The sequence below is a fragment of the Halomicrobium sp. HArcht1-1 genome (assembly GCF_058933285.1).
Genome location: NZ_JBZYDL010000001.1, coordinates 2,802,963 through 2,828,407, shown reverse-complemented (window position 1 = coordinate 2,828,407; position 25,445 = coordinate 2,802,963). Strand labels below are relative to the sequence as shown.

Below are 25,445 nucleotides of genomic sequence, written 5' to 3'. Positions count from 1 at the left end.
GATGGACTCCCGCAAGATCCAGACGGTCGGCGGCGGGACCTACACCGTCTCGCTCCCCAAGTCGTGGGCACGGGAACAGTCACTCGAAGCGGGCTCCGTCGTCGACCTCCACACGCACGTCGACGGCCTGCTCGTCGTCGAGGCCCGCGAGACCGACGACGAGGCCGGTCGCGTCGAGGTGGCCGTCGAGGACCAGCGCCCGGTCCACCTCGAACAGACGCTTCGGGCGGCCTACGCCGCCGGTGCGTCGACGGTCAGATTCGAGGCTGCCGGCGAGTTCACCGACGCACAGTCCCGTCGGATCCAGTCGGTGACCCGCACGATGACCGGGGTGACGATCGACGAGCGCACGGCGACCCAGATCACGGTCCAGAGCCTCGTCGACGCCGCCGAGGTGTCGATCCCCCAGTCCGTCCGCCAGCTCTCTTTCGTCGCCCTCTCGATGCACCGCGACGCGACGGCGGCCCTGGCCGGCGACGGCGGCCCGGACATCGCCGATCGGGACGACCAGTCCGACCGGCTGGCCGCGATGGTCGATCGCCACTTCGGGCGCGCGCTCGCTCGCCTCGACGAGGTCGACGCACTGGGCCAGCGCCGCCCCGAACTGCTCGACTGCTGGCGGACCGCCTGCGAACTGGAACGGGTCGCGGACCACGCCGAGCGGATCGCGACCACGGTGGCGGCCCTCGACGCACCACCCGCCGAATCCGTCGACGCGCTCACCGATCTCGCCAAACAGGCCCGGACGGTCGTCGAGGACGCCGTCGGCGTCGTCGTCGATCAGACGGCTGGTGGGGCGGCCCGAGACGTGCTCGACCGTCGCGACGACGTGAGAGAGCGAGCGACCGCGATCGAGCGGCGACTGGTCGACGGTGCGGACGGCGACTACAGACTCGTCCGCGTCCTCGACAGCCTCCGGCGGACGGCCGAGCACGGCGGGAACATCGCCGAAGCCGGACTCCGTGGTGCCGTCCGCCGCGGGGAGCTTCGAGACCCCGTCCACTCTCGACGCGAGGGCAGCACCGTCGACGCGGCCTCTGACGCGGGCAGCTGACCGGTCTGGGGCAGACGCCACTGCCGTCGCCGCCTCACTCTGCACTTCGATTCCGCCAAGTGGCTGACGAATGTGGAATGGTGGCAACGAATAGCTCCGGCCTGTTTCGATATGACGGCGTGTGGAAACACTTTTGATCCATCTACCCGTCGCTTCGGGTATGTCAGAGGACGAGTCTACTGACGAGGACGTATCCGTGTCGATGGAGATCACCGGCCGGTACGAAGAGGTCGTGTCGAAGCTGAAATCCGAGGAGAGTCGCCCGGACGCGCTCGCCCCGCTTGCCAGCGACCTCGAAACGCTGCTGGAGACGGTCCAGCGCATGGGCGGTGGCACCCGGAGCGCCATCGCCGACGAACTGCCCGGCGAGATGGCCGCCGACTACGACGCGGCGGCCGTCGTCGAGACGATGCAGGTCCTCGAACGGTACGATCTGGTCGTGCTCGAAGGCAACACCTGGAAGCCGGGTCCCCGTCTCGGCGAGTAAACGCCGGTCTGGCCCGCCACACCGTCGCCCTGCCGCCTGCCGGCCACTGGTCGATCTCGGGCTCCCGTCTGTTTCGACGGGCACACCACACGACGTTTGCCGTTGGGTGTCGTATCGGTGGCTAGTTCATGGGCAGTTCCGAGACGACTGGCTGGCAGTGGCTCGCGATCACCCTCGTCGCGGTCGCCGCCGTCGTCGTGACCGCTGCGTTCACCGCCGACGCCGGCAGTGCCCGCCCCGAGCCGGTCGCGTACGACGAGACGGTCGGCGTCGGCCTCACGATGGAAGCCGAACAGATCGCGCGTGCGGAGGGGGCCTCCGTCCCCCGCGCTGAAGTCTTCTACTCGCAGTTTCGGTACGTGGTCGGCTACTCCGGCGTCGACCGGCTGGTGAGTGCGCTGGACGCGCCCGCCCGCGCGAGTCAGTTCGGCGACCCTCTCGCGGTGTACGTCTCCGACTACGGCGGCGTCTCGGTGGACTGCTCGGCCGGTGGCTCGCTCTCGGCGTCGGCCACCCCGGCGTGGACGCCGGCCGAGACCGCCCACTACGTCGTCGACAGCGACGCACGCAGCCCCGCCGGGCCGGTGATCGTCCCCTTCGAGGACCGCGCGGACGCCGAGGGCTTTATCGATGACTGTGGCGGCCGCGTCGTCGACTGGGAGACGGTCCGCGCTCGGGAGCCGCCGACCGACGACCCCGCTGGGGCGGTCCGGGCACAGGTCGAGCAGCGAGCGTCGCGAGCCGACGAGCGGGTCGGGGTCGCCCGCGAGCACCGCGATCGGCCAGTCTCGGTCGTCGTCGGCCGCGACGTGGCGACAGTACGTGCCGCGATCGACCGCGCACCGCCGAACACGACGATCAGGGTCCCGACGGCGACCACCGTCGGCAACGTCACCGTCGACAAGCCGGTGACGCTGCGGGGCGAGGGCACCCGACTCGACGGCGGCGGCGACGGGACGGTCCTCCGGGTGACCGCCGATCGGGTCGGCGTCGTCGGCTTCGAGATCGTCGGCGTCGGGAACGCGACCGTCGGCGAATCGACGGACGACGACTCGTCGTGGGACGCGCCGGTCCGCCAGGGATACGGACAGAGCGACGCCGCCCTCGCGGCGAGGAACGTCTCCGGGCTCTTCGTCGCGAACGTCTCCGTCGAGACGCCGGCCAGCGGGTTCGTCCTCGTCGGGACGCCCGGCGCGGTCGTCGAGAACGTCACCGTCGACGGGACCGACGACTGGCGCGACGGGTTCATGGGCGTCGTCGGAATGGACGAGCCGATCGTCGTCCAGCACTCGACGTTTACCGACGGGCGCGACGGCGTCTACTTACACCGGGCCGACGGGACCGTGCTCCGGAACAACACGTTCCGACGCAACCGCTTCGGTACGCACCTGATGTACACTTCCGACACACTGGTCGCCGACAACCGGGCGCGCGACCAGCGCCACGCGGGGATCGTCGTCATGACGGACCCCTCGGGCAACGCGATCGTCGGCAACGACGTTCGCCGTGCCAGAAGCGGCATCCTCACCGCGGGTTCGAGGAGCTACGTCGGCCACAACGTCGTCGTCGGCACCGAGCGGGGGCTCTCGACGAACGCCGGTCGGTCGCTGTACGAGCACAACGTCCTCGCCGACAACGGGGTCGGCGTGATCGCGGCGACGATCGTCCCGTCGAACCGGGTCGTCGAGAACGACTTCGTGGCCAACGATCGCCACGCCACGAGCAGGCCCGGTCCCATGCGCATCTACACGCACGACGGTCGTGGCAACTACTGGAGCGGCGCGTACGACCTCGACGGGGGCGCTCCGACGCTGTCGCGCCCCTACTCGCCGACGGACGCGGTCGATCGACGGCTTCACCGGAGCGACGCCGCGGTGGTGCTGGGCGAGGCACCCAGCGTCCACGCGCTCCGCTCTCTCCGGGGGACGACGCCCGGATTCAGGTCGGCCAGTATCGTCGACACGGCCCCCCTGACCGAGCCGGCCAACCCGAGACTCCTGGCGACGGCGACCAACGAGACGACCGACGGGGATGTCTCGCCGTGACCGACGACGTTGCGCTCACGGCGACGGACCTCCGTCGCAGCTACGGTGACGTGACGGCTCTCGACGGCGTGTCAATCGACGTGCCCACCGACAGCGTGACGGCGCTGATCGGCCCGAACGGCTCGGGGAAGACGACGCTGCTGGAGGTGTTGCTGGGGATCGAACAGGCCGACGCGGGCACCGTCGACTGCGGCGAGTCCGAGGCCTGCCGACAGGTGGGCTATCTCCCGCAGCGCCCGACGTTCCGGCCCGACGACACGGTCAGGGAGACGATCGCGTTCTACGCCGCGCTGGTCGAGGACGACCCGGACCGACTGCTCGAACGCGTCGGGCTCGACACCGTCCCGGATCGGCGGGTCTCGGCGCTCTCCGGTGGCATGACGCGACTGCTCGGGATCGCACAGGCACTCGCCGGCGATCCACCGATCCTCGCGCTCGACGAACCCGCGAGCGGACTCGATCCGGCCGTGAGCGATCGGATCTTCCGCGTGGTCGACTCGCTGGCGGCGGACGGGCGGGCCGTGTTGCTCACCTCGCACGCGCTCTCGCTGGTCGAGCGGACGGCAGACCACGTCGTCGTCGTCGAAGCTGGTGGCGTCGCGACGAGGGGGTCGCCGGCCGCGCTGTGCGAACGGACCGGCGGCCCGCTCCACGAGACGTTTGTCGACCTGCTGTCGGAGCCGACGGCCGCGGTCGGCGGGGGTGGCGAGTCGTGACCCGCCCGCTCGATCGCTTCTGGACCGTCTTCGGCCGCGAGGTCCGGGGACTGGTTCGGACGCGTGTCGTGTTCGTCCTCGGGGTCGTCGTCGCCGCGCTCGCGTTCGGCGTCGCCCGCGCTGGCGGCGGCCCCTCGGGCGGGTACGTGACGACGGTCGTCGACCTGCTGGTCGTCGTCGAACTGCTCGTCCCCGCCGCCGCCTTCGCGATCGGCTATCGCGCCCTCGCCGACGCGACGGCCCGCGGCGAGCCGGCGGTGCTGGAAACCTACCCGCTCTCGCCGTGGACCTACGTCGCGGGCGTGTACGCGGGCCGAGCGGTCGCGCTGCTCGCGGTGGTCGTCGTCCCGCTGTTGGCTCTCGGAGCCCACGTCGCGACGACCGCGGGTCCGGAGACGACGGTGCTGGCGACCCACCGCGGCGTCGACTCGGTGGCGCTGTACGTCCGCTTCGTCGCGCTGACGGCGCTGCTGGGGCTGGTCACACTCGCCGTCGCGCTCGCGCTGTCGGCGGTCGCGAACTCCCGCCGCCGGGCAATCTTGCTCGGCCTGTTCGGGCTCCTCCTCGTCGTCGCCGGCACCGACGTGACCGTCCTCACCGCTCTCGGGGGCGGTCTCCTCGACGAGTCCGCGCTCGGGGCCGTCCTCGCCCTGACGCCCTCGGGGGCGTACCGCGGGCTGGTGTTCGAACACGTCCTCTCGGTGGCCTTCGAGGGGCGTTCCGGCTTCGTCCCGACCGGGCTCGCCCTCGTCGCGTCGCTGTGCTGGTGGGCTGGTGGCCTCTCGCTGGCGGCGCTGTGGGCGGGGTTTCGCTATAGTAGCCATTGAAAATCAATGCACACCCGATCGCACGACGGCAGTGCGATCGGTGTGTAAATCGTTTCAATTGTTACTATGTCCGTCCCGACCGAGGCTGTCGTCGACGAGTCGGCTGAACCGATCGACCAGCCGGTCGGCCAGCGAGGGCTCGACGGTCTGTAACAGCCGTCGGGTCTCGGCCGGCCGCGTCAGAGCGACGACCGCCTGGCCGCGCTGGCCGTAGGACTTCTCGGCGACGCCGGCCTCGATCAGCGACTCGACGTGCCAGGAGACGGTGCTGCGGGCCACGTCGAGGCGGTCGACCAGTTCGACCGACGCCAGCGGGCCGTCTTCCAGCAGGTGTCCGACGATCGATCGCGTCGTCTCCCGGCGGACCAGCGCGATCGCGCGCCGTTCCCAGGGGTCGTACTCCCGGTCGAAGTAGTGCGTTCGACCCCGGATCTCCTCGGTGTCGATGTCGCCGGCCCGGACGAGCTTCCGGAGGTGATACTGGGCCTGCCCCGTCGCGATGTCGAGGCGGCGGGTGAGTTCGTTGAAGTGGATCCCGGGGTTCGCGGAGACGGACTCGCGCACCTGCTCTCTGACTGTCGACATTCGGTGTCGTCCCGTCGTACGCCTCGGCCCATAAATTGCCTGTCGTCGGTTCTCAATTCGTGGGATCACTCCCGTTCGACTGCCTCCCTGGAGAGGTCCGTCGCGGCGACCGTCTGGCCGCCGTGTTCCTCGGCGAACGCGGTGGCGTCGTCGGCCTCGCCGAACGGGACCAGCGCCGGCCCCATCGCGCCTTCCACGTCGGCCCCGACGACGACGGTCAGGTCGCTCGTCGGCGCGAAGGCCGACGCGTCGAGGTGCCGGGAGAGGACGGCAGTGCCGTCCGTCTCGCGGACCTCGCCGTCGACGCTGCTGTAGTCGGTCAGATACGTGACGGTCGGCGTCCACCCACGCTGTTCGGTCTGGAAGCGGTGGCGGTAGGTACAGCTGCTACTACAGAACCGAGCCGGTGGGTCGTGGCCCGCCGGGCTGTTGTCCTCGTAGTACGTCTCGCCGACCGGTCCCGACTGCTGCCCGATCACCATGCCACACTGGTCGCAACTCTCCGGTCCGTCCAGTGTCACTGGCTCGGGCGTCGTCTGGCGCTGGCAGCCGGCGAGCAGTCCCAGCGCCGTCGCGCCGAGCAGCTCGCGTCGTGATAGGATTGCGTCCATACGTCGCCGTACGCGTCTGCCCACCAAGTCGCTCGTGGTGCGTTTCTCGAAACGCTCGCTAGCCACGACGACGGTGGACGCGACCGTGGGCCGCGACGGCCAACGCGCCTCACTCGCCGACGGCGTAGGCGGCCCCCAGCACGAACAGCGCGATGAGGAAGTCGAAGGTGTGTTCGACGATGTGGTGGGCCGGCATTGCCACCGCGCCCAGCGCCGTCCCGAAGCCGACGAGCGACCGCAACACCAGCAGTCCGATCGCGGCCGTCACCAGCAGGTACGTCGTCGTTCGACGCCGCCAGGCGGCTGTACACGCCACCAGAAAGAGCGCGATCGTCCCCAGTGTCGCCAGTGCGAGGGCGGCGAACAGCACCGCTGCCTCGCCGGTGTCGAGCCACGGACCGACGGCAGAGACCATCTCTCGTGGTGGTCGTTCGCACGTCGCCGGTGTATCGTTTTCGACCGCGGTCTGGCGTCGGGCCGGCGACCACTGGCTTTTCGGCCGCTCGCCGACAAGCCCGTGCATGGAGATCGCAATCGTCAGCGACACGCACATTCCGTCCCGCGCCAGGCGGATTCCCGACCCGTTCCGCGAGCGAATACGCGCGGCAGACCACGTCGTCCACGCGGGCGACTTCGACGCCGAGAGCACGGTCGCCGACGTACAGGACCTCGCAGACACGCTGACGGCCGTCCGTGGCAACACCGATCCGGCCGTCGGGCTGCCGGAGGTCGCGACGGTCGAACTCGGTGGCGTCTCGTTCGTCGTCACGCACGGCACCGGCTCGAAACGCGGGTACGAGGACCGCGTCGCTCGCCTCGTCCGCGAACACGGCGGGACCGACGCCGTGGGAATCTCGGGCCACACACACGAGCTGTTAGACACGACTCGCGGGGGCGTTCGCCTGTTGAATCCGGGCTCTGCGACGGCGGCGTCGCCGGCCACCCGGGCGACGATGCTGACCGCCACCGCGGCGGACGGTGAGGTCACCGTCCGCCGGCACGAACGCTGACACTCTCTCGAACGGCGCTCGCGTGGCGGTGTCGGGCCACTGGCCCCACCACGCCTATGGCAGTGCCCCTCAATCTCCCGGACATGAGCGAGCCCGGACTGGTCGAGACCGCCGACCCGGAAACGGTGTTCGGTGCGCTCTCTGACGGAACACGTGTCGACATTCTGCTCGCGCTGTGGGACGCGGACGACCGATCCGCGACGTTCTCGGACCTGCGCGAGGAGGTGGGGATGGCCGACTCCGGACAGTTCAACTACCACCTCGACAAGCTCAGAGACCGGTTCGTCAGACAGACCGACGACGGCTACACGCTGACGCTGGCCGGCGAGCAGATCGTCGGCGCGATCCAGGTCGGTGCCTACACCATGGAGGGGTCGATCGAGCCGATCCCACTCGCAGAGCCCTGTCGGGCCTGTGGCGGCGAGCGGACGCTGTACTACGAGGACGAGACCGTCCGCATCGAGTGTGGGGACTGTCCGAGCACCTCGACCTCTGGCGTCCCGCCGGGCGTGTTCGCCGACCACGAGCGCTCGGAGATCCCCGCGGTCGCGAGCCGTTACTTCCGGACGATACTCGCACACGTCGGCGAGGGCTTTTGCTGGCACTGCGAGGGACCGATCACGGCGACCGTGGTGCCGGTCACCGAGACGCGTGCCGCTCGCGACGACCTCCCGACGACGTTCGAGGAACTGCCGATGGCCCGCTACGACTGTGGGCGCTGTGGCTCCGAGATCACGTCGGATCTGGGTGGCGCGCTGTTGAACCATCCCGTCGTCGGCGGCTTCTTCTACGAGCACGGGATCGACGTTCGCGAACGCCCGTTCTGGGCGTTTACCGCCGTCGGACGGGAGCAGTCGCGGTTCCGCGAGCGCGACCCCGTGCGCGCGTCGATGACGTACACCGCCGGGGACGCGACGCTCACCCTCGTCGTCGACGGGACACTCGACGTGGTCGCCGTCGAGCGGGACGGCTGACTGCGGGCCACGTCCGGGACGGCACTCATCGGTCCACAACGACGAGCTCCGCGTCGACTGACCTCTGTGGACACGTGTCAGTGTAGAGATTTTCAGTAATCGCCGTTACAGAAATATCATTCTGGTTACTATTATGTCGGTGTGGCCCCTCCGTCTAGATACAATGGAGTCTCACTCACCCCACGAACGACGCCCCGATCCCGGACAGTCACTGACACCTGCCGGTCTCCTCGGTTATCTGGCCGTCATGGCCGCTCTCCTCGCGATCGCGACGGCCCCGCTGACCGGCATCGCCCTCACACTGGTAGTCCTGATCGTCGCGCTCCTCGCCAGGGCCGCCCGTCCACGCCGGCCCGCGACGAGCCCGCGTCGCCGGACGAGGTTCGTCTCCGGCACGACCAGGTAGCGCTTCGATCTGACAGCGGCAACGATTGCCGACGTTGGCAGAGTCGTCCCCTATCGCGGTGCTTTTTCCGGTTCCCCACACAGACAGTGTATGGAGGTCTTCGCGGTCGACGGGCTGCCCGAGATCCGGCCCGGTGACGACCTGGCAGCGCTGATCGACGCCAACACGGATATCGGTGACGACGACGTGGTCTGTGTCGCCAGCACGGTCGTCTCGAAGGCCGAGGGCCGGCAGGCAGACCTGACAGCGTTCCCGGCGAGCGACCGGGCACGCGACATCGCCGAGCGAATCGCCGACGAGACCGACGAGCAGAAGGATCCACGCTTCGCCCAGGCCGTCCTCGAAGAGAGCGAGGAGCTCGTCCTCGAAGCGCCGTTCCTGCTGGCCGTGACGCGGTTCGGCCACACGACGGTCAACGCCGGCATCGACCGCTCGAACGTCCCCGACGCTGACCTGTTGCTCCTGCCGGAAGACCCGACTGCCAGCGCCGAACGGCTCCGTGCCGGGCTCGAAGCGGACCCGGCCGTCGTCGTCACCGACACCTCGGGCCGGCCGTTTCGCCACGGCCAGCGCGGCGTGGCACTCGGCTGGGCCGGCATCCCCGCCTCCCGAGACTGGCGGGGCGAACACGACCGCGACGGCCGGGAACTGGGCGTCACCGTCCAGTCAGTTGTCGACGAACTCGCCGGGGCCGCCAACCTCGTCACCGGCGAAGGCGCGGGCGGGACGCCGGTCGCCGTCGTCCGTGAGTTCACCTTCGGCGAGCACGCCGGCAGCGACGAACTGTTTCGCGACCCCGAGACCGACTTCGTACGCCAGGCGCTCAGAGAGTGGAACTACTAGCTATGTACGCAATCGAACTCACCCCCGAACAGCCAGTCGAGACGTTGACCGAACTCGCCGTCGAGGCCGAACAGGAGGGCTTCGACGCCGTCCTCGCCAGTCACCACTACAACAACCGCGACCAGTTCGTGGCGCTGTCCTCGATGGCCCAGGCGACCGACGAACTCCTGGTCGGTCCCGGCATCGCGAACCCCTACGAGACCCACCCGGTGACGCTCGCCTCGCGGGTCGCGACGCTCTCTGAGGTGAGCGGCGGCCGGGCGCTGTTCGGCGTCGGTCCCGGCGACGAGGCGACGCTGTCGAACCTCGGTTTCGACCACGACCGGCCGCTCCGTCGGGTCCTGGAGACGTTCAAGGTGGCACAGCGACTGTGGGACGGCGAGCGCGTCGACCACGACGGGACCTTCCAGGCCCACGACGCCGGCCTGAACTACGACGTGGGCGAGATCCCGGTGTACGTCGGTGCCCAGGGACCACACATGACCCGGATGGCGGCCAAGCACGCCGACGGCGCGCTGTACAACGGCGCACACCCCCGCGACCTCGAATGGGCCAGCGAGCAAGTGGCCAAGGGAGCGGCTGACCGGCCCGACACGCGCGGCGAGTTCGACCTGGCGGCCTACGCCAGCGTCTCCGTCGCCGAGGACGGCTCCGCCGCTCGGGAGGCCGCGCGGATCCCCGTCGCCTTCATCGCCGCCGGCTCCCCGCCACCGGTGTTCGAACGCCACGGGCTCGACGCCGAGCGAGCACGAGAAGTCGGCGACGCGATCGCGGCCGGCGAGTTCCGGGCGGCCGGCGACGCCGTCAGCGAAGCGATGATCGACGCGTTCTGCATCGCGGGCACGCCCGAGACGGTGGCCGAGCGAACCGACGCCTTGCTCGACTACGCCGACAGCGTCGTCTTCGCGTCCCCGCTGGGTCCGGAGCTGGAGACGGCCATCAGTTTGCTCGGCTCGGCGGCTCGTTCGACACGTCTGGCGTGATGAAATCTGCCACCGCGCCGAGTGTCAGGTAGCCGAAAAACAGCGACGCGCCGCCGACGAACGCCGCGCCGGCCAGCGCCATCAGCAGTGCGAGCGGATCGTTCGTGAAGTGAGTCAGGAGGTTGGAGACGAGTTCGCCGACTGTCGCTTGCATACGCCGCCGTTTCGTCGGGATGTACTTTACACTGCCGGCTCGCGGTCTGTATCGTCTCTCTGTACGCACGTTGGGCTACGGTCAGCTCGCGGGACGGTCGCTTCTGGACGCGTCTGGGAAGCGACTCGTCGATCTCGCACTCCGACGGTCGTGGTACCACGACTCTCGGAAGCGTTATCCCTCCCCCGCCCCTCTCTCTATTCGTAATGGCAAACGGTACGGTTGATTTCTTCAACGACACAGGCGGCTACGGATTCATCGAGACTGAGGACGCGGACGACGACGTTTTCTTCCACATGGAAGACGTGGGCGGCCCTGACCTCGAAGAAGGTACTGACGTCGAATTCGACATCGAACAGGCCGACAAAGGCCCCCGCGCGACCAACGTCGTCCGCAACTGAGCGGCCGCCGTTCTGTAGCGACACCGATTTTTACGGACTCACGCCGATCAGCGTAATTCAAGGTGGAGCCTCCGGCCTCAAGGAGCGACCGAAGCGTAGCGGAGGGAGCGAGTAGGCCGGAGAGGAAACCGACTTGGCACGACACAACCGGCATACTACGACCGACTGACTCCCGAACGTATAACTACCGTCGCCACTTCTCTGAAGTATGGCTGTGCGTCGAACCGCCGTCGTGAAACTCGCTGTTTCCGACGAGCAACGCGACGCACTCCACCGAACCGCTGACCAATATCTGGACTGCGCAAATCGAACCGCAGACTACTGCTGGTCCAGCACCTCCTACACCGAGTGCAAGACCAACAAACGGCAGGTTCGAGACGCGCTCTACTCCGAACTTCGAGAGGAGACGGACCTACAGGCACAACTCGTTCAAGCCGCCATCAAACGCGCCGTCGAAGCCGTCAAAGCGTGTGTCGAACGCTGGAAGAAGGGACAGCGCGTCTCTTGCCCCACGTTCACCGCTGAAACGCTGGACTACGACACGCGGAGCGCGACCTTCTACCGCAACAAGGTGTCGCTAGCAACTGTCGAAGGGAGGGTCGAACCCTCGTTTGTTCTCCCGGCGGACAGTCCGACGCCCTACGAGCGGTACGTACTCTCAGAGGACCACGAGTTCCGCGAAAGTACGCTTCGGTACGACACGGCAACCGACGAGTTCTACCTCAACATCTCGACGCGGCGGATTGACAGCGACGACGAGGTTTCGGAAGATACTGAGCACCAAACGGTCCTCGGTATCGACCTCGGCGTCAACAGTCTCGCGGTGTCTTCGACCGGCACGTTCTGGCAAGGTGACGACTACGACCACTGGTGCCGCGAGTTCGAGAAGCGGCGTGGTGAGATGCAACAGCGCGGCACGCAAGCCGCGCACAATGCCCTGCTTCGCCTCGGCAAGCGCGAGGAAGCCTGGCGGAAACAGTACATCCACATCGTCGCAAACGAGATCGTTTCGGAAGCCGTCGAGAACGGATGCGACGTGATCGTGTTCGAAGATCTAACGGACATCCGCAAGCGGCTTCCGCAGGCGAAGTGGCACCACATCTGGGCGTTCCGACGCCTTTCCGAGTACGTCGATTACAAAGCTCCCGAACAGGGCGTCTCCGTGGAGCAAGTCGAGCCGAACCACACGTCCCAACGCTGTTCTCGGACGGACTGTGGGTTCACGCACGACGATAACCGCCACGGCGAACACTTCGAGTGCCAGAAATGCGGCTACGAGGTGAACGCGGACTACAACGGCGCGAAGAATATCGGGCTACGGTATGCTCGAAAACGAACACATAGACTCCGGTCCTCGCCCAAGTCGGGGAGCGGAGACGCACCAGTAGACGTGCGTGTGAATGGTGGGACGTTGAACGGCGAGAGTCACCGGCCTATTGCTGGCGACTGATTGCCGGGAGTCCACATCAAAGCCCCACCCTCAAGGACCGAGGTGCGTATGCGCCGAGGGAGTAGGGTGGGGTAGTTTACAGATATCGCAGCCCGACCATCACGAAGACGATCGAGAGCTGCAACACGCCCTGGACGCCGCCGAGCTTCGCGTTTCGCATGCCGATCTCGCCGATGAGTTCGGTGTCGGGCTCCTCGGACGCGATCTGTCGGTAAATCCGGATCTCGCCGGGTAGAATGACCCCGAAGCCCTGGAGCCCGAGGATCGTGACGATGCCAAGCGCCGCGAGCAGCCACGGCGAGGTCGTCGTGACCATCGCGACCAGCGACGTTCCCGGCAGCGTCGTCGCGAGGTACGCACCCGAACCGACGACCGCGACCCCGAGGACGGCGAGGGCCCGCCAGTCGCCGAGTGCGTCGAACTGATAGGCCAACAGGAGGACGATCGGCACCGTGTTGACGGCGGTAAACACCGCGAGCCACTGGTCGGCGTAGGCGAAGGCCGTGACCTGCAGGGCCAGCACGATCCCACCAATGATCGTCACGACCGCCAGCGCCGGCATCAGAAACGTCATCTTCGGGGTGAACCGCCCGAAGAAGTCCGCCCGCTGTTTCGGGTCGAGACTGCCGACGACCGGACCCAACACCGCACCCATGAACATGTCGATGCCCGTCCAGAGGACGCCGGCCATCACGTGGACGTAGGTCAACGCCCGCACGTCGTTGCTCGCCAGCGCGGCCGCCAGCGCCGCCAGCGGGACGACGACCGCGCCCGCCGCGAACGCGGTGTTTGCCTGTGTCGCGAGTCCACCGATCCCCCACTCGGGCGTGTCGGCTGTCGTCTGTGCCATGGCCGGGTGATGTGTGGAGTGTCAGAAAAAGCTGACTGCCACGCCGGGACAAAGCGTACAAGAGGATCGTCGCCGACCACACACTCATGGCACAGATCCAGCGTCTCACCGTCTATCCGGTGAAGGGACTCGACGGTGTCACCCGAAAGGAGGCGACCGTGACGCCGGGGGGCACTCTCAGACACGACCGGGAGTTCGCGCTGTTCGACGAGGCGGGCGACGTGCTCAACGGCAAGCGGACCGCCCGGATCCACGACGTCGAGACGGAGTTCGACGTAGCGCGTACCGAACTCGCGGTCGAACTCGACGGGGAGCGCGAGCGGTTCGCGCTCGACGAGGAGCCAGAACGCGCCAGCCGGTGGTTCTCGTCCGTCTTCGACGCCGAGTTCACGCTCGAACGAGACCGGGAACTGGGGTACGTCGACCGACGCGACATGGGTCCCTCGATCGTCTCGACGGCGACGCTGCGGACGGTCGCCTCGTGGTTCGACGACGTGACCGTCGAGGGCGCTCGCCGCCGGCTCCGGGCCAACGTCGAGATCAGCGGCGTCCCGCCCTTCTGGGAGGACCGCTTCGTCGGCGCGGATGCGCCCGAGTTCGCGGTCGGCAGTCGCGAGACCGGCGACACGGAGACGGATTCGGGGCCGGCAGACGGCGTCCGGTTCGAGGGCGTGACGCCGTGTGGCCGCTGTGTCGTCCCGGAGCGCGACCCCGAGACGGGCGAGCCGACCCCCGAGTTCCGCGAGCGATTCGTCGAACGCCGCGAGGCGACGTTCCCCGACTGGGCGGACCCCGACGCCTTCGATCACTACTACACGCTCATGGTGCTCTCGCGGGTCCCCGAACGCGACCGGGGCGGACGGCTCCGCGTCGGCGACGAGGTGTCGATCGTCGAGTAGCGGGGGCGACTACGCGTGGTGTTTCCCGGTGGCGGTCTTCGACGCCGCGTCCGGTTCGGGGAGCGTCACGTCTCGGACCTCCTGTAGGGCCTGCTCGGCAGCCTCGCGGTTCTCTTCGCGGCTCTCGACGTTGCCCTTGCTCGCGGCGGTGGCGAAACCGGCCAGCCACTCGGCGGCCTCCCAGTACTTCGTGGCGACGACCCGCCCCCGGCTGTTGTACTCGTGGATGTCGTCACCGTCGGCCAGTCCCTGCCCCTTGGTGAAGCGGTTGGTCGCGTCCCCGAACTCTTCGCTGGCCCCGTCGAACGCGGAGGCGGCGAGCCCCCAGTCGCCAGCCTCGCAGTGTTCGAGCCCGCTAGAGAGGTAGCGCCGCCCCTCGCGGTACCGGGCGTAGCCGGTGCGATAGCACCCCTGTGCGGACCCGTCGGGCGTGATCGAGCGCAGTTGCGTCCGCAGTCGCTCGAACTCCGGCATCGCGCCGGTGTCCGAGGCCTCCCACTCGTGGACGACGACACCGCGATAGTCGACGACGAACAGCGACCGCTCGGCGACGACCTGGCCGGCCTCGCCGGTCGAGGCCACCCCGTAGGCCTCTGTGACCGATCCGTCGGCGTCGCTGGCCAGGGGCACGTCCACGTCTGCCTCGGCGGCGAACCGCCGGTGGCTGTACACCGAGTCGGGCGCGATCCCGACGGCTCTGGCGTCGACCTCACCCGTTAGCTCCTCGACCGCGCGCAACAGCGCGGCGCTCTGCCCGGACCGCGGTCCGAAGTCGGAGGGATAGAACACGAGGACGACGATCGAATCGCCGATCCACGAGCCGACGTTCACCCGTTCGATCCCACCGTCGACGACCCCCGGCAGCGAGAACTCCGTTACGAACTGTTGACCACCCATATCGTTTCACCTAATTCGCGGCAACAGGTTAAATTCTACGAATGTTTTTCTTCCGGCCGCGCTCGCATTTACACCAGTTCATCAGGACACAGTGACCACATTCGCTGTTTAGCGTCGCCACGCTGCCATCGAGGGCGCTCGCGGTTCTGGACGGCCCGAGAGAACACACGCATATTTGGAGGGGTGTGTCTGTACTGGCACCGTTATACGAACAAAATCTGGTCTGTGTGGTCGAATTTGGGGGGGATAATGGCTATATCGAGGGCTCCCACTCCGAACGACGCTGGTAGACATTCAGGCACTCTCTCTTCGCTACACTCTGTCTGTCGCTGCGGCATCGCGGCCGGCTTCCCGGTCGAGTGTGTGGAATCGCGCGCTCGACTGTGATATATGCCACAATTTGGCTCGTCTGGAGTACTATCGGCTGTCACGGAGCGACCACACGACGGCGTTCGGCCGACCAGCAAAACGACGACGAGACGCCGTCTCATACTGCCGGCTGTCACTTCGCGACGAGCTTCGCCACCCCGGGGTGGCGAAATCGTTCACAGAGTGACAGCCGGTAGTATCAGGAGATCAGGACCACGCTCGCGACCGCCAGGCCGATGCCCACCACCTTCGAGGCCGACAGCGGTTCGTCGAGCAGCGTCACGCCGATGATGGCCGCGACGACGAAGTAGAGCGCGGTGATCGTCGTCGCCGTTCCCACCCCGCCGTGCTCCAGCGCGAGATAGTACGCGAGCGTTCCACCGCCGGCAAACAGGCCGCCAGCGAGGCTCAACGCCACCACCGACGCCGAGACGTCGAACCCCGCTCCGGTCGTCGCCGAGTAGCCGACGACGAGGACGGCGGCGAAGCCATACGAGAGCAACAGGACCGGACGGTGGCTCGACCGCGACATCGCGAGCTCGACGAACACCGCCCACAGGCCCCACGAGACCATCGCGACAGCGGCGTAGCCGGTCGAATCGAGAGACATACTCGGATGTTGTAATCCCGTTACTTAACGCTCACTCTCTGTTCGGGACGGTGCTGTCGCGGTGATCGGCCCGTCTGACTGGGGCGCTCCCGTCGTCTCGTCGGGCGATCGCGTGTGGTCGTACAGCCGCTTGAACAGGATCGGAGAGAAGCGTGGTTCGAGTAGCTCGGGGGGAGTTCCACGGTTTCCGCCCGAGCTGCGCGTCCGTTCGAGCACGCCGTCCGTCGCCAGCTCTCGGAGGAATCGTCGTACCGTCCTCGTCGAGAGGTCGATCGGGTCCCGGTCGGTGATCGCTGCCGCCGCCGCGTCGACGGTCGGATGGCGGTCGGGGTCGAGCGCGACGAGTTCTCGCAGGACCGACTGGCAGTCCGCCGACAGCGCGAACACGCGCGTGAGCGAGACCGCTTGAGTGGGAACGTCCGCGATGCCGGTGGTGACGTGTGCGTCCTCGATCTGCTCGCTCTCTGCGCGCAGGGCGGCGTCGGCGGCGACGAACAGCGCCGCGAGCGCGTCGTTCGCGTCGCCGTCGGCCCACTCGGCGAGACGCTGGGCGTGCTCGTGGCCCAGCGCGTGCTGGCCGAGTGCGTCGTCGGCGCGGGTCATGAGAACGTCGACCAGCGTGCTCGTCTCGTACGGCGCGAACTCGATCGTGGTCGGCGGCGTCCAGTCGAGGGCCGCTGGCGGCGACCGACCGACACCGACCCAGCCGACATCTGCGGCCAACCGGTCGAACAGCGTCGCCACTCGCTCCGGGGTCACGTGTCTGGACGCCGTGAGGTGATCGACGATCGGGACGACCGGTCGCTCCGCCAGCACCGCGTCGAGTTCGTCTCGGACCGCCTCGATGCCGACGCCCCGCTGTGGTGCCGGCTCGTCTGTGAGGCGGTCGAGCACTGTCGCGTAGAACTCGAACCCGCTCGTGGTCCGGTGGGCATCGACGTAGACGAGTTCGGGGACCGGTGGCGAGTGGGTCCCTGCGGTCGTCCGAATCAGCTGGCCCAGCGGGCGCGGGTGTCTGTCGAGGTGGTGAACCAGCGCCGCCAGGATGGCGGACTTGCCCGTCCCCCGCTCTCCCCACACGTACGTGTCCTGGGGGAGCTCACCGGCGAAGATCGGGTCGAGCTGGTCGAGGACGAGCTCCAGCAGTGGGCCACGGCCGGTCGGCTCCGCCAGGTGGGTCGTCGGCGACAGCACCGCCCGGTCGACGACGCGCTCGGTCCCCACCCGACTGCGATACCGCCGCTGGATGCGGTCTTCGAAGTTCATCGGTCGTTGCCACGCTTTGGCGGCCAGTCGCCGTCGCTCCGGGACGACGCGGGCCGCGGTGGCGACCGCTGTGGCTCTCTGCGCTGTCCACGACGGCTGTGATGCCGGGGCGGAGCCGTCGGCTGTGCCCTGCTTGCGTCTGTCTGTCGTCTCGTGTGGTCTGTCATGCGTAGTTCGGTCTCTGTCGCGGCTCGCTGTCCGCCCGCTGCCGTCGCTCACCGCCGTCGCGACCGTCTCCGTCGGTCGGGTGGCGGCGATCTGCCGATCGGGGCGGACGTGTGCGTCGGGTGACTGGTATATTGGTCTCCCGAGACAAACATAGACAAAGGTTAATATATATCCATACTGATAGCGGCAGTGTATGAGTCAAAAATACCGCCGCCGAGCAGCTTTACTGCCGGGGTCCCCCCGAAACCGGGGGCTCCGACGGCGTTCTTTGCGACGTTCGGAAGCCGACACGCCACTCTGGATCGAACGGTCGAACGACGATCGGGCGTCTCCAAGCCGGAGTGATCGCGGAGAGGGACCATGTTGGAACCACTGACAGACGCCGCCGGAGCCGTGCTGTCCGTCCTGCAGATCGGCGGACTCGACGGCCAGAGCTTCGCCTTCGAACAGATCAGCCCCGAAGTCGTCCAGTTGGGCCTCGCGGTTCTGCTGGGGATGTTCCTCGGGCTCGAACGCGAGTGGTCTGAGAAGAACGCCGGGATCCGGACGTTCGCGCTCCTGACGCTTCTTGGCGCGATCCTCTCGATCACCGGCGAACCGCTCTTGCTCGTGGCCGGCGCGTTGCTCGTGATCACGATGAGCGTCCTGCTGGCCGTCCAGAGCCTCCTCAGCTCCGCGTCTGAAGCCAGTCTCTCGTTGACCACGTCGGCCTCGATGTTCGTCGCCTACGGCGTGGGGATCCTCGTCACCCAGGGATTTCTCATCGAAAGCGTGACGATCGCCGTTCTCTCGTCGCTGTTGCTCGTGCTCAAGCGAGAGCTCCACGAGTTCGCGTGGGGCCTGTCCAAAGAGGAGATGCAGAGCGCCACCGAGTTCGCGATCCTCGCGTTCGTCGTCTACCCCCTGTTGCCAGACGAGGCCTTTGGTCCGTGGAACGCCATCGAACCCAGAACGGTCTGGCTGCTCGTCATCGCGGTCAGCGGGATCGGGCTGGTCAACTACGTGCTGGTCAAGCGCTACCGGGGTCGGGGGTTCATCGCGACGGGCTTTTTCGGCGGCCTCGTCAACTCGACCGCGGTGATCGCCGAGATGGCCCAGCGAGCGAAACAGCAGCCCTCGCTGCGCAACCTCGCCGTCGGCGCGATCCTCATCAGCAACGCCGCGATGGCGTTTCGCAACGCACTCGTCGTCGTCCCGTTCATGCCCGAGTCGGCGATCATCGTCGGCGTTCCCCTCGGTGCGATCACCGTCACCGGTATCGGGCTGTCGCTGTTCGTCAGCGACCTGGACCAGGACTTCGAGGCCCAGCTCACCTCACCCTTCAGCCTGCGGAACGCGCTGGTGTTCGGTGGCCTGTTCCTGGCCGTGCTCGTGGTGTCTGCGGGGGCCGAGGCCACCTTCGGCGCGAACGGATTCCTCACCACTTCGTTCCTCGCCGGCCTGATCTCCAGTGGCACCGCGACGGCCACGGCAGTGACGCTCGTCGCGACCGACCAGATCAGCAGCGACCTCGCGGTCGCGGGCGTCATCGCTGGGACGCTGGCGAGCATCCTGGTGAAAGTCGTCTTCGCTGCGACGATCGACTGGGACCTGGTTCGGCCGGTGATGATCTGGAACGTCGTCCTCATCGCCGTCGGGGTCGTCTTCGGCGGCATCGTGATCCTGTTCCTGTAGCGGTCCGCCCCTCTGGACGATCTATACCCGACAATAACCGAACGTATCGGTTCGTTCCCCGACGGAATCGCCACGCAGATTGGGGACTCCTATTATAAATCCATTTACGACCATCCCGACCACTCTCGGGTGATGACAGCATCGTCGGCGTTCGCCGTCGCATCGAGTCGCCCGAGTCCACGGACGTGATCGGTTCGTGACAACGAACAAATGCTCTCTGTCCCGGTTCGGCCCGGCGGCATCGTCGATGGGACTCCCCGCCACTGGCCCGATAACTGGTAGCCAGCGGGGTAATTGGGACCTAAACGATCGAACATGAATGATAAACCTACCAAAGAATTATATTCTATTACTACAACTCTGGGGGTGGAGATGAAGAAACCGACTCGCAGAGACTACGTTAGAGGAATCGGTGCAGCAACAATTGTCGGACTCGCGGGCTGTTCCGGAGACGGCGGCGACGGTGGTAGCGACGGCGGTGACGGCGGCGACGGCGGCAGCGACGGCGCTTCCACCGGCGACAGCGGCGGGAGCAGCGACCTGACGTTCGACTTCTGGCACATCCACGGCGACGAACTCGGCGAGACGCTGAGCCAGTTCGCTCAGGAGTTCTCCGAACAGAACGACGGCGTGACGGTCAACGCGGTTAGCAAAGACGGCTACCGCCAGAACCTCAACCAGTCCCTGCAGGCCTCGCGCGCCGGCGACCCGCCGGGCATCGCCCAGATCTTCGAGGTTGGGACACAGCTGTGTCTCGACAGCGGGGCCTTCACGCCGATCGAGCAGGTCATCCCCGACGGTGCGGTCGACTTCGACGATCTCCTCCCGTCGGTGTCGAGCTACTACCGCATCGACGGCGAACTCAATTCGATGCCGTTCAACTCCTCGAACACGATCATGCTGTACAACAAGACGGCGTTCGAGGAGGCGGGGCTGGATCCGGAGGATCCGCCACGGAGCCTCTCCGGCGTGCGCAGCGCCGCAGAGACGATCGTCGACCAGACCGACATGGAGGCCGGCATCTCCTGGCCGAACCACTCCTGGATGCAGATCGAACAGCAGTTCGCGAAGCAAGACCAGGTGCTGCTCAACAAGGAGAACGGTCGTGCCGGCCGTGCCGACAAGACCTACTACAACAGCGAGGCCGGTCGCAACGTCTACGAGTGGTGGAAGGGCATGGCCGACGACGACCTGTACCTGAATCCGGGCATCGAGGCGTGGTCCGAGGCACGACAGGCGTTCCTCACGGGCCAGGTCCCGATGCTGTGGGACTCCACGTCGAACATGGTCTCGATGAAGGCCGGTGCAGAGGAGAACGGCTTCGAACTCGGATCGGCGTACCTGCCCGCACCGGACGGTGCCAACAACGGCGTCGTCATCGGCGGCGGCTCGCTGTGGGTGCCCGACGCCCTCGCCGACGAGAAGAAAGAGGCCGCCGGCAAGTTCATCGCCTACATGGTCCAGCCCAAACAGCAGGCTCGCTGGCACCGCAACAGCGGGTACTTCCCGGTGAGCCAGAGTGCCGTCGACCAACTCGAGAGCGACGGCTGGTTCGAGGAGAACCCCGACTTCCGTACGGCCTTCGATCAGTTGCAGGACACCAAGGACTCGCCCGCGACGCGTGGTGCGGTGATGGGCGTCTTCCCGGAAGCGCGTAGTATCAACACGGAGATCTCGGTCAGCATCCTCAACGGGAACGTCGGCGTCGAGGAGGGACTCTCGAAGATGGACACCCAAGTCCAGGAGACCCTGTCGAGCTACTCCGGCAACTACAGCGGAGAGGAGTAACCGCGAGCGCGAACTTTTATTGCTCAACTATGGCAGAACAGACGAAACCATTCGATTCCAAGCTCCAGGCAGCGGCGCTGCTACTGCCGACGGTCGTCGTGCTCGTCGCGTTCCTGTACTACCCGTCACTGGAGACGTTTCGGCTGAGCCTGTTCGAGTCGGCGTTCCTCGGACAGGATCTCAGGTGGACGGGCATCAACAACTTCGTGGAACTGGCCACGTCGTCGACCTACCGGAACAGCTTCGTGGTCTCTGTCCTGTTCGCGGGCGTCGTCGTGATCGGGACGCTGGTGTTGTCGCTGTTGATCAGCTACATGCTGTTCGACGTCGACCTCGGCTCGTCGTCGTACCTCGTCGCGGCGATCTGGCCGTACGCGCTCCCGCCCGCAGTGGCGGCGATCCTGCTGAACTTCCTGCTCCACCCGAACCTCGGGATCTTCACCCACTACCTCGAACTGTTGACTCCCTGGACGCTGGACTGGTTCAACAGCGGGCCACAGGCCTTTGCTGTGCTGGCGATCGTCGCCATCTGGAAGCAGTTGGGGTACAACATCATCTTCATGGTCGCCGCGCTCAACAACATCCCGGAGACGCTGACCGAGAGCGCTCAGCTCGACGGGGTCGGCCGGCTCAAGATGCTGTACAAGGTGTACGTGCCGCTGATCTCGCCGACGCTGATCTTCCTCGTCGTGATGAACACGATCTACTCGTTCTTCTCGACGTTCCCGCTGGTCGATCTGATGACCAGCGGTGGCCCCAGCGGGGCGACGAACCTGCTGATCTTCAAGCTGTACCGTGACGCGTTCGAGTTCAGTAACTACGGGCTGGCGTCTGCCGAGTCCGTTATCCTGTTCGTCCTCGTGGCGATCCTGATGTACATCCAGCTCAGGGCCACCGAGGGCCACGCACAGTACGGAGCGTGACTACGATGGCAACTACAACGGAAACAGACTCAACGCCCGTCGACGAATCACGGACGATCAGCCAGCGACTGCCCGACAACCTGGCGATGCACGTCGGGATCATCCTCTCGATCGTCGCGATGGCGGCCCCGCTCTTGCTCGCGATCATCATGAGCACGCAGACGACCTCCGAGGTGTACGAGGTGACGAACCTCGGCCTGGGGAGTCAGGGACTGTCGAACTACCAGACGGTCCTCTCGGAGTACCAGTTCACCACGTACCTGCTCAACTCGTTCGTGATGAGCATCATCATCGTCGTCGGCAAGGTCGGTATCTCGCTGCTGGCGGCGCTGGCGCTGGTCTACTACGAACTCCCCTACGAGCGTGCGGTGTTCATGTTCATCCTCCTGACGCTGCTGTTGCCGGTGCCGGTCCGTATCGTCCCGCTGTTCCAGTTGATGGCGGACCTGGGGTGGACGAACACGATGCTCGCACTGACGGGACCGTACATCGCCAGCGCGACCGCCGTGTTCCTGTTCCGCCAGCACTTCATGTCGATCCCGAGTTCGCTGGTCGAGACGGCCCGGATGACCGGGATCGGACCGGCCAAATTCCTGTTCAAGGTCCTGATCCCGATGTCGAAGGGGATGATCGCGGGCGTCTGTGTCATCACCTACATCTACTCGTGGAACCAGTTCCTCTGGCCGCTCGTCGCGGTCAACGACAAGAGTTCGCAGGTGGTTCAGGTCGGGATCAGCTACCTCCAGGGTTCGGCACAGGCCGGACTGACGCCCTGGGGCCTGATCATGGCAGGTGCCTGCATCGCCCTGCTGCCGCCGCTGGTCGTCTTGATCGTGCTTCACCGACCGCTCCTGCAGACGTTCGCTGTCCAACGGAAGTGATTACTATGGCAAGGATACAACTCACAGATCTCGAGAAACAGTACGACGACGTACTCGCAGTCAAGGGTATCGATCTGGAAGCACAGGACGGGGAGTTCCTCGTCCTGGTCGGTCCGTCGGGGTGTGGCAAGTCGACGACGCTGCGGATGATCGCGGGGCTCGAAGACATCACGGCCGGGACCCTGCGGATCGACGACGAGGTCGTCAACGACGTGCCCCCGAAAGACCGGGACATCGCGATGATGTTCCAGAACTACGCGCTGTACCCCCACATGACCGCCGCCGAGAACATGAAGTTCGGCATGAAGTCGGTCAGCGACTTCTCCACCGAGGAGATCGACCAGCGCGTCGAGGAGGCCGCCGAGACACTCGACATCGCCGACCTCCTCGACCGCAAGCCAAAGGAGCTCTCCGGTGGGGAGCGCCAGCGCGTCGCCATCGGCCGCGCGATCGTCCGCGAGCCGGAGGTGTTCCTGCTCGACGAGCCCCTCTCGAACCTCGACGCCAAGCTCCGGGTCCAGATGCGCGCCGAACTGCTCAGGCTCCACGAGGAACTCGACTCCTCGACGGTCTACGTCACCCACGACCAGACCGAGGCGATGACGCTCGGCGACCGCGTCGCCGTCCTCGACGCGGGCGAACTACAGCAGGTCGCGCCACCCCAGGAGCTGTACGACTTCCCGGCCAACCGGTTCGTCGCGGAGTTCATCGGCGAGCCGGCGATGAACGTGTTCCCCGTGGACGTCCACGAGCGCAACGGACACTACGTCGCCGACCACGCCGGCTTCACCATCCCGCTCCCCGACGGCGAGGGGCTCGACGCCGCGAGCGACTCCTCGGTGTCGATGGGCGTTCGACCGGAGGACATCTCGCTGGCCTCGAACCTGCCCGACGATGCCGAGACGTTCACGGTCGAGACCACGGTCAGGGAACCGCTCGGCGAGTTGCTGTTGCTGCACTGCCAGCTCGGCGACGACGAGATCCACGTCAAAGTCGAGCCACGCAGCGAGATCCAGCCGGGCGAGACGATCGAGGTCGGATTCGATCCGGATCGTCTCCACCTCTTCGACGCCCGGTCGGGCGACGCGCTGTATCACTCGACGGCTCCCGAAGCGACGAAGTCCGAAGCGGTGGTCACGGAGTAACACGATGTGGCAGCCATTCGCGAACGGTGTCGCGTGTGCGGACGCGCCGGCAGCCTCTCTCACCGCAGCCTGGCACGACGGCGCGAGTCCGACTCGCCCGCTCTCGCTCCCGGTGGGACGGCGTGGACTCGTCCAGTCGGGGCTCGGAGGTCTCGCCACGTTCCTCGCGGGCTGTACCGGGGGCTCGGGTCCCGGAACCGAGACGGGTTCGAGCACTCGGGAGGACGACGTTCGGCTCATCGGTCACCGCGGCTGTGCCGACCAGTACCCAGAGAACACGATCCTCGCCGTCGAGCAGTCCGCGCCACACATCGACATGATCGAGTTCGACGTACAGCGGTGTGGCTCCGGGGAACTCGTCGTGTTCCACGACGACGAACTCGACCGGCTGACCGACGCGACGGGATCGGTCGCGACGACCGACTGGGCGAAGCTGCGCGAGCTCACGATCCTCGACTCCGAGGAGACTATCCCGCGACTCTCGGCGTTCCTGTCGGCGGTCCCGTCGGACACGGCAGTCAACATCGAGCTCAAGCACGACGGCATGGCCGAGGAGGTCGTTGCCGCCGCCGACGAGTGCGACAACGAGGTTCTCTTCTCGTCGTTCTCGCCGGACGCGCTCCGGGAGATTCGCGAGCGCGACGACGACGCGGCACTCGCCTTCCTCGTCAGCGACGCGCCGGAACGGAGCCTCTCTTTCGCCGACGAGATGGACTGCGTGGCAGTCAACCCCGGCGTCGACCTCGCTCTCGACACCGACTTCGTCGAGCGGGCACACGCCGAGGGGTTCGAGGTGAACACGTGGACCGTCGACGACTCGGAGACCGCCAGACGACTCGTCGACGCGGGCGTCGACGGACTGTTCGTCGATCGGTGGGACCTCCTGACGGAGTGATCGAGACGGTCGGCTGAACGGCCACGACGACGCCCCGGCCCGAGTCGCGAACCCCGCACGGTCGCTCACCGTCCGAACTACGACCGCGAACCGTCTGCCGTCCCTGTTCTACAACGCCCTGCACCGTCCGAAACCGGCGTCGAGTCGTCGAGCGCTGTTCGGGAAGATCGAACAAAACGTCGTGAGAGTCCCGTTCTGTCGACAGTTGCCCCGCCGGTTGCGTCGAGAGCCCGCGGCCGATCGATCGCGAGCCGCGCCGAGACGGTGCCCGATCTCTGGGGCTTCGACGATCGTGCCGTGCAATGCTGGAGGAAACGCTCGCTGTCTCTCCACACCGCCCTCGGCGTCACGACACCGCGGACGTTCGGCACTCCCAAACGAGATGGCGCTCGACGAGTTCTCTGCGAATCGACGGGGCTGAAACAATCCCGTATCAACGGTACTCGTGTTATTCTATTGTCGAAACACCGTGATTATTCCTGATAGACTCTGTGTGGCGTCGCTGAGACGACCGCCGGCCGCTGAGCGACGGCA

The 25,445-nt window shown here is 66.7% G+C and carries 27 protein-coding genes; 19 read left to right on the top strand and 8 right to left on the bottom strand.

What is annotated here, in order from left to right; genetic code table 11:
• Position 1 precedes the first annotated feature (1 nt).
• The 5 genes from AC5FRZ_RS14755 (at position 2) to AC5FRZ_RS14735 (ending at position 5,129) form a co-directional block, all read left to right on the top strand.
• Positions 2 to 1,054, top strand: a complete 1,053-nt coding sequence (locus AC5FRZ_RS14755) for a PhoU domain-containing protein (protein WP_372480175.1) — start codon at positions 2 to 4, stop codon at positions 1,052 to 1,054.
• A 160-nt stretch (positions 1,055 to 1,214) separates the two neighbouring features.
• Positions 1,215 to 1,541, top strand: coding sequence for a hypothetical protein (locus tag AC5FRZ_RS14750; RefSeq protein WP_012807882.1), 327 nt, complete (start codon positions 1,215 to 1,217; stop codon positions 1,539 to 1,541).
• A gap of 128 nt (positions 1,542 to 1,669) precedes the next feature.
• Entirely contained in the window at positions 1,670 to 3,586 is a 1,917-nt protein-coding gene (locus AC5FRZ_RS14745) for a NosD domain-containing protein (protein WP_493564963.1), read from the top strand.
• The gene (locus AC5FRZ_RS14740; protein WP_493564962.1) at positions 3,583 to 4,302 is read left to right on the top strand and encodes an ABC transporter ATP-binding protein; all 720 of its coding nucleotides are present in this window, start codon (positions 3,583 to 3,585) and stop codon (positions 4,300 to 4,302) included. Before AC5FRZ_RS14745 ends, AC5FRZ_RS14740 begins: the two co-directional genes overlap by 4 nt.
• Positions 4,299 to 5,129, top strand: a complete 831-nt coding sequence (locus tag AC5FRZ_RS14735; protein WP_493564961.1) for a hypothetical protein — start codon at positions 4,299 to 4,301, stop codon at positions 5,127 to 5,129. Before AC5FRZ_RS14740 ends, AC5FRZ_RS14735 begins: the two co-directional genes overlap by 4 nt.
• A 54-nt stretch (positions 5,130 to 5,183) precedes the next feature.
• Here the strand turns inward: AC5FRZ_RS14735 and AC5FRZ_RS14730 are convergent, their stop codons facing one another.
• The 3 genes from AC5FRZ_RS14730 to AC5FRZ_RS14720 all read right to left on the bottom strand — a co-directional run bounded on the left by AC5FRZ_RS14730 (position 5,184) and on the right by AC5FRZ_RS14720 (position 6,740).
• Positions 5,184 to 5,714 carry a winged helix-turn-helix transcriptional regulator gene (locus tag AC5FRZ_RS14730; RefSeq protein WP_493564960.1) on the bottom strand — a complete coding sequence of 177 codons (531 nt, stop codon included), beginning with the start codon at positions 5,712 to 5,714 and terminating at the stop codon, positions 5,184 to 5,186.
• A 65-nt stretch (positions 5,715 to 5,779) separates the two neighbouring features.
• Complete coding sequence (locus tag AC5FRZ_RS14725; RefSeq protein WP_493564959.1) at positions 5,780 to 6,325, bottom strand: nitrous oxide reductase accessory protein NosL; 546 nt, start codon at positions 6,323 to 6,325, stop codon at positions 5,780 to 5,782.
• Positions 6,326 to 6,434: 109 nt separating this feature from the next.
• Positions 6,435 to 6,740, bottom strand: a complete 306-nt coding sequence (locus tag AC5FRZ_RS14720; RefSeq protein WP_170092622.1) for a DUF7471 family protein — start codon at positions 6,738 to 6,740, stop codon at positions 6,435 to 6,437.
• 106 nt (positions 6,741 to 6,846) lie between these two features.
• Between AC5FRZ_RS14720 and AC5FRZ_RS14715 the strand changes: the two genes are divergently transcribed.
• The 5 genes from AC5FRZ_RS14715 to AC5FRZ_RS14695 all read left to right on the top strand — a co-directional run bounded on the left by AC5FRZ_RS14715 (position 6,847) and on the right by AC5FRZ_RS14695 (position 10,541).
• A complete protein-coding gene (locus tag AC5FRZ_RS14715) occupies positions 6,847 to 7,335 on the top strand; it encodes a metallophosphoesterase family protein (RefSeq protein ID WP_493564958.1) in 489 nt (162 codons plus the stop codon).
• An 83-nt stretch (positions 7,336 to 7,418) separates the two neighbouring features.
• Positions 7,419 to 8,309: an ArsR/SmtB family transcription factor gene (locus AC5FRZ_RS14710; RefSeq protein ID WP_240936918.1), complete on the top strand. Its 891-nt coding sequence runs from the start codon at positions 7,419 to 7,421 to the stop codon at positions 8,307 to 8,309.
• 163 nt (positions 8,310 to 8,472) lie between these two features.
• On the top strand, positions 8,473 to 8,715 hold the full coding sequence (locus AC5FRZ_RS14705) for a hypothetical protein (protein WP_170092360.1): 243 nt from the start codon (positions 8,473 to 8,475) through the stop codon (positions 8,713 to 8,715).
• 90 nt (positions 8,716 to 8,805) lie between these two features.
• The gene (locus AC5FRZ_RS14700) at positions 8,806 to 9,558 is read left to right on the top strand and encodes a coenzyme F420-0:L-glutamate ligase (RefSeq protein ID WP_153554482.1); all 753 of its coding nucleotides are present in this window, start codon (positions 8,806 to 8,808) and stop codon (positions 9,556 to 9,558) included.
• 2 nt (positions 9,559 to 9,560) lie between these two features.
• Entirely contained in the window at positions 9,561 to 10,541 is a 981-nt protein-coding gene (locus AC5FRZ_RS14695; protein ID WP_208627224.1) for a 5,10-methylenetetrahydromethanopterin reductase, read from the top strand.
• Here AC5FRZ_RS14695 and AC5FRZ_RS14690 read toward each other — a convergent pair.
• A complete protein-coding gene (locus AC5FRZ_RS14690) occupies positions 10,498 to 10,695 on the bottom strand; it encodes a DUF8024 family protein (RefSeq protein ID WP_153554480.1) in 198 nt (65 codons plus the stop codon). The two genes, AC5FRZ_RS14695 and AC5FRZ_RS14690, sit on opposite strands and share 44 nt — an antisense overlap.
• A 206-nt stretch (positions 10,696 to 10,901) precedes the next feature.
• Between AC5FRZ_RS14690 and AC5FRZ_RS14685 the strand changes: the two genes are divergently transcribed.
• A complete protein-coding gene (locus AC5FRZ_RS14685) occupies positions 10,902 to 11,096 on the top strand; it encodes a cold-shock protein (RefSeq protein WP_153554479.1) in 195 nt (64 codons plus the stop codon).
• Between the two features lie 208 nt (positions 11,097 to 11,304).
• A complete protein-coding gene (locus AC5FRZ_RS14680) occupies positions 11,305 to 12,546 on the top strand; it encodes an RNA-guided endonuclease InsQ/TnpB family protein (RefSeq protein ID WP_493564957.1) in 1,242 nt (413 codons plus the stop codon).
• A 76-nt stretch (positions 12,547 to 12,622) separates the two neighbouring features.
• Here the strand turns inward: AC5FRZ_RS14680 and AC5FRZ_RS14675 are convergent, their stop codons facing one another.
• Entirely contained in the window at positions 12,623 to 13,396 is a 774-nt protein-coding gene (locus tag AC5FRZ_RS14675; RefSeq protein ID WP_493564956.1) for a hypothetical protein, read from the bottom strand.
• Between the two features lie 86 nt (positions 13,397 to 13,482).
• Here AC5FRZ_RS14675 and AC5FRZ_RS14670 point away from each other — a divergent pair, with 86 nt between their 5' ends.
• Positions 13,483 to 14,295, top strand: a complete 813-nt coding sequence (locus AC5FRZ_RS14670; protein ID WP_493564955.1) for an MOSC domain-containing protein — start codon at positions 13,483 to 13,485, stop codon at positions 14,293 to 14,295.
• A 9-nt stretch (positions 14,296 to 14,304) separates the two neighbouring features.
• On the opposite strand, the gene AC5FRZ_RS14665 is transcribed toward AC5FRZ_RS14670, so the two are convergent.
• The 3 genes from AC5FRZ_RS14665 to AC5FRZ_RS14655 form a co-directional block, all read right to left on the bottom strand.
• Positions 14,305 to 15,192, bottom strand: coding sequence for a redoxin domain-containing protein (locus AC5FRZ_RS14665; protein ID WP_493564954.1), 888 nt, complete (start codon positions 15,190 to 15,192; stop codon positions 14,305 to 14,307).
• A gap of 568 nt (positions 15,193 to 15,760) precedes the next feature.
• On the bottom strand, positions 15,761 to 16,171 hold the full coding sequence (locus AC5FRZ_RS14660; protein ID WP_170092616.1) for an EamA family transporter: 411 nt from the start codon (positions 16,169 to 16,171) through the stop codon (positions 15,761 to 15,763).
• Positions 16,172 to 16,195: 24 nt separating this feature from the next.
• Positions 16,196 to 17,437, bottom strand: coding sequence for an AAA family ATPase (locus AC5FRZ_RS14655; RefSeq protein WP_493564953.1), 1,242 nt, complete (start codon positions 17,435 to 17,437; stop codon positions 16,196 to 16,198).
• A gap of 528 nt (positions 17,438 to 17,965) precedes the next feature.
• Between AC5FRZ_RS14655 and AC5FRZ_RS14650 the strand changes: the two genes are divergently transcribed.
• From AC5FRZ_RS14650 to AC5FRZ_RS14625, 6 genes are all read left to right on the top strand, one after another.
• Positions 17,966 to 19,279, top strand: coding sequence for an MgtC/SapB family protein (locus AC5FRZ_RS14650; protein ID WP_206039094.1), 1,314 nt, complete (start codon positions 17,966 to 17,968; stop codon positions 19,277 to 19,279).
• A 372-nt stretch (positions 19,280 to 19,651) separates the two neighbouring features.
• Positions 19,652 to 21,067 carry an ABC transporter substrate-binding protein gene (locus tag AC5FRZ_RS14645; RefSeq protein WP_493564952.1) on the top strand — a complete coding sequence of 472 codons (1,416 nt, stop codon included), beginning with the start codon at positions 19,652 to 19,654 and terminating at the stop codon, positions 21,065 to 21,067.
• A 29-nt stretch (positions 21,068 to 21,096) separates the two neighbouring features.
• A complete protein-coding gene (locus AC5FRZ_RS14640) occupies positions 21,097 to 21,990 on the top strand; it encodes a carbohydrate ABC transporter permease (RefSeq protein ID WP_493564951.1) in 894 nt (297 codons plus the stop codon).
• 5 nt (positions 21,991 to 21,995) lie between these two features.
• Positions 21,996 to 22,871: a carbohydrate ABC transporter permease gene (locus AC5FRZ_RS14635; protein WP_170092613.1), complete on the top strand. Its 876-nt coding sequence runs from the start codon at positions 21,996 to 21,998 to the stop codon at positions 22,869 to 22,871.
• Between the two features lie 5 nt (positions 22,872 to 22,876).
• Positions 22,877 to 24,016: an ABC transporter ATP-binding protein gene (locus AC5FRZ_RS14630; RefSeq protein WP_170092612.1), complete on the top strand. Its 1,140-nt coding sequence runs from the start codon at positions 22,877 to 22,879 to the stop codon at positions 24,014 to 24,016.
• Between the two features lie 4 nt (positions 24,017 to 24,020).
• Positions 24,021 to 24,911, top strand: a complete 891-nt coding sequence (locus AC5FRZ_RS14625) for a glycerophosphodiester phosphodiesterase (RefSeq protein ID WP_493564950.1) — start codon at positions 24,021 to 24,023, stop codon at positions 24,909 to 24,911.
• Positions 24,912 to 25,445: the final 534 nt, after the last annotated feature.